Raw genomic sequence first — 6,653 nt, forward strand, 5'->3', positions numbered from 1 at the left:
TCGTCGCGGTGTTCGCCGGCGACCACGGGGTCCACGCCCGGGGCGTGACGCCGTGGCCGCAGGAGGTCACCCACCAGATGGTCACCAACTTCCTCGCCGGCGGGGCCGCGGTGAACGCGTTCGCCCACCAGGTGGGGGCGGAGGTCGTCGTGGTGGACGTCGGGGTGGCGGCCACGCTGGACGAGGCGCCCGGCCTGCTGCCGCGCAAGGTCCGGCGCGGGACCGCGGACATGACGGCCGGTCCGGCGATGAGCCGCGACGAGGTCCGCGCGGCGGTCGTGGCCGGGGTGGAGGTGGCCCGCGACCTGGTCGCCGCGGGCAACCGGCTGCTGGTCACCGGGGACATGGGGATCGCGAACACGACGGCGTCGGCGGCGCTGGTGTGCGCGTTCACCGGGGCGGCGCCGGAGGTGGTGACCGGCCGCGGCACGGGGATCGACGACGCGACGCTGGCCCACAAGACGGCGGTCGTCCGCGAGGCGCTCGCGCGGCACGGGTTGCTGCCGGCCCCCGTTCCGAGCGAAGGGCCCCATCAGTCGGATAGAGCGACCGAAGGGGCCCCTCGCTCAGAACCGGGGCTGCCCGCCGAGCGCGACCCGCTGGGCGCGCTCGCCGCGGTCGGCGGACTCGAGATCGCGGGGATCGCGGGACTGCTCCTCGGCGGGGCGGCGCTGCGCACGCCCGTCGTCGTCGACGGGGTCGTCGCCGGCGCGGCGGCCCTGGTCGCCGCCGCCCTGGCCCCGACTGCGTCACACGCGTGGCTGGCCGGGCACCGTTCGGTCGAGCCTGCCCATACCCTGGCGTTGACCCACCTGGGGCTCGAGCCGCTGCTCGACCTCGGGCTGCGGGTCGGCGAAGGGACCGGAGCCCTCCTGGCGGCTCCGTTGGTCGCCGCCGCGGCGCGGGCGCTCGGGGAGGTCGCGACCTTCGACGCGGCGGGGGTCGCCAGCAAGAACGACGGAGCCGTGTGATCCGTAGGACCGGAGGACGACCCATCGTGGCGAGCACGCTCTACCCCGTCGGTCTCGACCTGGCCGGACGGCGCGTCGTCGTCGTCGGCGGCGGGTCGGTGGCGCAGCGGCGGGTGGCGGGGCTGCTCGAGGTCGGGGCCGACGTCGTCGTCGTGAGCCCCGCCGTCACCACCGCGCTCGAGGCCGTCGTCGAGTCGCGCGAGATCACCTGGGAGCCCCGGGAGTACGCGGCCGGCGACCTCGACGGCGCCTGGTACTGCGTCGCGGCCACCGACTCCCCGGAGGTCAATGCGGCCGTCGCCGAGGCCGCCGAGGAGCGCCGCGTGTTCTGCGTGCGCGCCGACGCCGCCGAGGCCGGGACCGCGGTGACGCCCGCCGTCGGGCGCTACGACGACGTGACCGTGGGCGTGCTCGGCGGCGGCGACCCGCGGCGGGCAACCGGCGTGCGTGACGGTGTCGTCGAGGCCCTGCGCACCGGCACGCTGGCCGACCGGCGGCACCGGGCGGTCAGCCCGGGCGTGACGCTCGTCGGCGGCGGGCCCGGCGATCCGGGCCTGATCACCGTGCGGGGACGCCAGGCGCTGGCGCAGGCCGACGTCGTCGTGACCGACCGGCTCGCCCCGCAGCGTCTGCTGGACGAACTGCCGCCCGACGTCACCGTCATCGACGCCTCGAAGCTGCCCCGCGGGCGGTACATGAGCCAGGACACCATCAACGCGGTGCTCGTCGACGAGGCGAAGGCCGGGAACCGGGTGGTGCGGCTCAAGGGCGGCGACCCCTTCGTCTTCGGCCGCGGCTACGAGGAGATCCAGGCGTGCGCGGCCGCCGGGATCCCGGTCGAGGTCGTGCCCGGCGTGACCAGCGCGATCTCGGTGCCCGCCGTCGCCGGGATCCCGGTGACGCACCGCGGCGTGACGCACGAGTTCGTCGTCGTCTCGGGGCACCTGCCCCCGGGCCACGAGCAGTCGCTGGTCGACTGGGACGCGCTCGGGCGGCTGACCGGCACGGTCGTGCTGCTCATGGCCGTGGAGAACATCGGGGCGATCGCCGAGGCGCTCGTGGCGGGCGGGCGGGACCCCGAGACCCCCGCGGTCGCGGTGCAGGAGGGCGGACTGCCGGGGGAGTCGATCGCCCGCTCGACGCTCGCGAAGCTCCCCGGCGCGATCGCCGACGCCGGCGTCCGGCCCCCGGCGGTGATCGTGATCGGCGAGGTGGGTGCGCTCCGCGCCGGTGGGCACTTCCCGGTGCCATGACACCCGAGGGTGCTCACGGGCGGGCGGCGCACCTAGTCGTGATCGTGCTTCTGCTCGTCCCGCAACTGGTCCTGCGCCGCCTCCGTCGCGGTCTGCACCGTGATGCTCCCGAAGGCCCCGCGTCCGGACACCTGGACCTCCGGCGCTCCGGGCGGCCCGGGCGCGCAGGCCGCGTCGCAGTCGGTGCTGCCGAAGATCGTCGTCCCGGAGGTCGTCGCGTGCACGCCGTCGGGGACCACAACCTTCGTCGAGCCGAACAGCACGCCGACCTGCACGGATGACTCCCCCGGCGTGACCTGCACGACGCGGCTGCCGAAGACCGCCGCGCCCTGGTCGGCGGTCGCGACGCCGGGAGCGACGATCGCCACCACGGCGATCACGACGGCGCCGACGAGCCCCTGCAGGCCCCGCTTCCGGCCGCGGCGGTACTCGGGCGTGCGGGTGTCCTCGTGCCAGGCCGGGGCGGGATCGGCCGTCGTCGGTCGCTCGTCGGGAGCCGGGGCCGGCGCGGCGGCGGGGGCGGTGTCGTCCGGGAGGTCGGCGACGAGCGGCTCGAGCTCGCGGCGGTACCGCGCGGCGTAGGCGGCCTTCGCGCGCTCGTCGTACTCGACGAGGGTGATCATGCCGGCGTCGTGGGCGGCCCGGAGCCGGTCGTCGATCTCACGGCGTTCCCGGTCACCGATGCGCAGCTCAGAGCTCTCCGCCTCCACGCCGCCATCCTGGCCCGTGGCCGGGGCGGTCGCGAGAGGGGCCTCACGGCGCGGGCTGGCAGGAGGGGCACCACCACACCTCCCGGGCGTGGGTCGCTCCGGTCGCGGGTCGGAACCGGACGAGCGTGCCGCACCGTCGGCACGGGCGGTTCGACCGCCCGGTGACCCAGTGGTTCTCGCCGCGGCGCCTCACGCCGGTCGTCGTCATGCCGGTCCCGTGCTCGAGGCTGTGGGTGATCATCCGACGGCCGAGGGCCAGCAACGGCTCGAGCTCGACGTCCCCGACCGGCGTCCACGGCCACCGTCCCCGCAGGAAGCACAGCTCGACGGCCCAGAGGTTGCCGAAGCCGGCGACGCCGCGCTGGTCGAGCAGCGCCTCGACGAGCGGTGTCGACGGGTCCCGGCGCAGGCGACGCACCGCCTCCGCGGTGTCGAACTCGGCCTGGGTCGCGGTCGGCTGCCCCGCGAGCACGTCCGGGCCGAGGTGCCCGACGACACGGTGCTCGTCGCGCGTCTCGAGCAGCTCGAGGACGGGGACGCCGAGCCCGACGAGCGAGACGCCGGAGTCGAGGGTGAGCGCGGCCCGGAGCTTCGGCACCAGGTGGCCGGGCAGGGCGGGCCGACCGTCGTCGCGGTGCTTGCGGATCAGCGTCCACGAGCCGTCCAGGCGCAGGTGGCTGTGCAGGGTGAGGTGGCGGCCGTCGCGCTCCATCCGGGTCAGCAGGTGCTTGCCGTGCGCGCGGGTCTCGGCGAGGCGGGCGCCGCGCAGGTCGGACCCGGCGACGGCGGGGTGGCGCAGGTCGGCGCGGACGACGGTGGTGCCGGCCAGGGTCGAGAGGCGTGCCGCGATCCGGTGCACCGCGTCGCCCTCCACGGGGCCGGGCTACCCGCTCCGCGGTGGGCGACGAAGTGGATTCGACGACGTGGGTTTACTGCCACTGGCTGCAAGCGTCGACGCTTCGCTGGCACCCGGAGGCCTCAGCGACCCAGACCCGCCCGGGCTGCCGCCCACGCCGCCGCGCCGCACACCTGCCCGGCCGGCGCCGCGGCACCCGGGTCGTCGGCCGCGGCGAGGGCACACCCGGTGCGGGCGGCCAGCCACTCGCGCACCCCGGGCAGCGCGGACACCCCGCCCCGCACCAGCAGCGGCGGACGGTCCGCGTCCGCGTCGGAGAGCAGCGCGACGATCCCGGCCCCGACCTGCTCGAGCCCGCGGGCGAACAGCGGGCCGAGGTCGGCGTGGGTGAGCCGCACGACGCCGGGTGCGGGGTGTTCGGGCGCGAGCACCGGTACGGCGACGTCGACGGTGCCCTCCGCGCCCAGCCGGGTCTTCGCGTCGTGCACCCCGCGCCGCAGCCAGAACCAGGCGCGGTGGGCCTCGGCGTCGCTCGAGAACCGGATGCGCTCGGCGAGGGCGGTCGGCGCGCGGTCCAGCACGAGCTGGGTCAGGGCGTCGTCGAGGGCCTCGGCACCGACCTCGAGGGTCCGGGCCGGCAGGCCGTCGCGCAGTGTCGCCGTCGTGGTCGCGGGGTCGGGCTGCTCGCGGTCGACGAGCGCGATCTCGGTGCCGCCGCCGCCGAGGTCGACCACGACCACCGGCCCCGACCCGCCGAGCCGGATCGCCGCCGCCTCCGGCCCGGTCAGCAGGGTCAGCTCGACCTCACCCCCGCCCGCGACGGCCCCGAGAGCCGCGCGGCCGGCCGCGCGCAGGGCGGCGGGCCCGGTGTCCGGGTCGGTCCACGACGCCGGGCGCAGCAGGGTCACGACGGCGGGTGCGGTGCCGCGGCGGCCCGTCTCGGCCTGCAGCACGCGGGCGATCAGCGCGGTGGCGACGTTCACCGCGGTCGTCGGGCGGGGGTAGGTCGTGAGCAGCGGGTCGTCGGCGCCGCCGGTGGCCGTCGCGAGGAACGAGCGCGCGCGGACGACGGCGGCCTGCGGGTCGGCGTGCGCGGCGTCGAGCGCCGGGCGGCCGGCGAGCACGGCGCCGTCGTCGCGGGAGAGCACGACCGAGGGAATCGTCGTGGCGCCGTCCACACGCACCGTCGTGACCCGCGTCCAGCCGTCGGCGGGGTCGACGTCGGCGGTCGCGCCCGTCGTCGTCGACGTGCCGTGGTCGACGGCCAGCACCCACCGGGGGTCTCCCATGGCCGATCACCCTAGGGGGACCCGCCCGAGGCGTCAGGGGCGCAGGCGCACCGGGAGCGCGGCGAGGGCGTGGATCAGCACGCTGTGCCGGTGGACGACCTCGGCGAGGGGGACGGCGGCCTCGAGGCCCGGGTACCGGTCGAGGAGCGCCCCGAGCGCGACCTCGCCCTCCAGGCGCGCCAGCGAGGCCCCGAGGCAGAAGTGGATGCCGTGCCCGAAGGCGAGGTGCCCGGAGGCGTCGCGGTCGACGTCGTGCAGCTCGGGGGCGTCGAAGCGCGCGGGATCACGGTTCGCGGCGGCGAGGGAGAGCGTCACGGTGGCGCCGGCCGGGATCACCACGCCGCCGAGCTCGACGTCGGTGGCGGCGAAGCGGGCCGGGGCGTTCGACACCGGCGAGCCCCACCGCAGGAACTCCTCCACCAGCGGCGCGAGCGGCTCGCCCGCCGTGCGCAGGGCCACCGCGCGGGCCCGCAGCGCCGGGTCGCGCAGCAGGGCGAAGACGCTGTTGGCGACGAGGTTCGCGGTGGTCTCGTGGCCGGCGATGAGCAGGATCATGCCCATCCCGACGATCTCCTCGTCGGTGAGCCGGTCGCCCTCGTCGGAGGCGGCGACCAGGCCGGAGAGCAGCGCGTCGTCGGGGTCGGCGCGCGTGGCGTCCACGAGCTCGGCGAGGTAGGCCGCGAGGCTCGCCGAGGCCTGCTGCTTGGCCTCCTCCGGCGAGTTGTCGATCATCGTGTTGGACCAGTGGGCGAACGCCTCGCGGTCGACCGGCGGGACGCCGAGCAGCTCGCAGATCACCGCCATCGGCAGCGGGACCGCGTAGGTCGCGACGAGGTCGACCGGCTCGTCGGGCGGGAGCGCGTCGAGCAGCGTCGCGGCGATCTGCTCGATCCGCGGGCGCAGCGACGCGACCCGGCGCACCGTGAACGCCTGCACGACGAGCTTGCGCAGCCGGGTGTGCACCGGCGGGTCGTTGAGCAGCAGCATGCGGCCCGTCGGGCCGGGGATGAGCGGCTCGGCGGGCCGCTCGGCCTCGGGCAGCAGGGCACGGGGGTCCTTGGCGAGGCGGGGGTCGGTGAACGCGGCCCGGACGTCGTCGTAGCGGGTGACGAGCCAGGTCGACCCGCCCTCGGGCAGGTCGACCTCGCGCACCGGCGCGATCTCGCGCAGGCGCGACAGGGTGGCGTTCGGGTCGGCCCAGTACTCGTCGGTGAAGACGGGTCCGGTGGCCAGGTCGGTGGTCACGCCTCCGAGTGTGTCAGCCGGGGCGTGCGCCCACGGTTGCCGCGACAGCGTGACCAGCGCCCTGTGCCTCGAGGACCTCGCCCGCCGGGACGACGGGCACTCCGGGATCCCGCCGGCTGATCCCGAGCTGTCGACACGATCTCGCCGCCGCGTCCGGCACCGGTACCCACCGACGGCGGAGTCAGAGGAGACCGACCGACGCCCCGCGCTGGAGCGTGCCGCCCGTGTGTACCCGGGCATAGGCCCCGGCGCAGGGCAGGACCCCGAAGCCGGGCACCTCGATCCGGTTGTCGGACATGAGGGTGCGGACGGCCCGGGGAGCCCGGGGG

6 protein-coding genes are annotated in these 6,653 nt (G+C 76.6%); 2 read left to right on the forward strand and 4 right to left on the reverse strand.

Features of this window, described 5'->3' with window-relative positions; genetic code table 11:
* Both AC0CYZ_RS09235 and cobA read left to right on the forward strand, forming a co-directional pair.
* A partial coding sequence (locus AC0CYZ_RS09235; RefSeq protein ID WP_472214507.1) for a nicotinate-nucleotide--dimethylbenzimidazole phosphoribosyltransferase occupies window positions 1-971 on the forward strand: 971 nt, incomplete at its 5' end.
* A 26-nt stretch (window positions 972-997) separates the two neighbouring features.
* On the forward strand, window positions 998-2,224 hold the full coding sequence (gene cobA, locus AC0CYZ_RS09240) for a uroporphyrinogen-III C-methyltransferase (protein ID WP_472214509.1): 1,227 nt from the start codon (window positions 998-1,000) through the stop codon (window positions 2,222-2,224).
* A 32-nt stretch (window positions 2,225-2,256) separates the two neighbouring features.
* On the opposite strand, the gene AC0CYZ_RS09245 is transcribed toward cobA, so the two are convergent.
* The 4 genes from AC0CYZ_RS09245 to AC0CYZ_RS09260 form a co-directional block, all read right to left on the reverse strand.
* Window positions 2,257-2,934: a DUF1707 SHOCT-like domain-containing protein gene (locus AC0CYZ_RS09245; RefSeq protein ID WP_472214511.1), complete on the reverse strand. Its 678-nt coding sequence runs from the start codon at window positions 2,932-2,934 to the stop codon at window positions 2,257-2,259.
* 43 nt (window positions 2,935-2,977) lie between these two features.
* Window positions 2,978-3,808: a DNA-formamidopyrimidine glycosylase family protein gene (locus AC0CYZ_RS09250; RefSeq protein WP_472214513.1), complete on the reverse strand. Its 831-nt coding sequence runs from the start codon at window positions 3,806-3,808 to the stop codon at window positions 2,978-2,980.
* 104 nt (window positions 3,809-3,912) lie between these two features.
* Complete coding sequence (locus AC0CYZ_RS09255) at window positions 3,913-5,079, reverse strand: Hsp70 family protein (protein ID WP_472214515.1); 1,167 nt, start codon at window positions 5,077-5,079, stop codon at window positions 3,913-3,915.
* A 33-nt stretch (window positions 5,080-5,112) separates the two neighbouring features.
* The gene (locus tag AC0CYZ_RS09260; protein WP_472214517.1) at window positions 5,113-6,324 is read right to left on the reverse strand and encodes a cytochrome P450 family protein; all 1,212 of its coding nucleotides are present in this window, start codon (window positions 6,322-6,324) and stop codon (window positions 5,113-5,115) included.
* Between the last annotated feature and the right edge of the window lie 329 nt (window positions 6,325-6,653).

This window comes from Actinomycetospora sp. (assembly GCF_055612215.1).

Excerpts from the sequence above, each read along its gene's own strand:
- AC0CYZ_RS09255 (WP_472214515.1), bottom strand. The coding sequence starts at position 5,079 with ATGGGAGACCCCCGGTGGGTGCTGGCCGTCGACCACGGCACGTCGACG.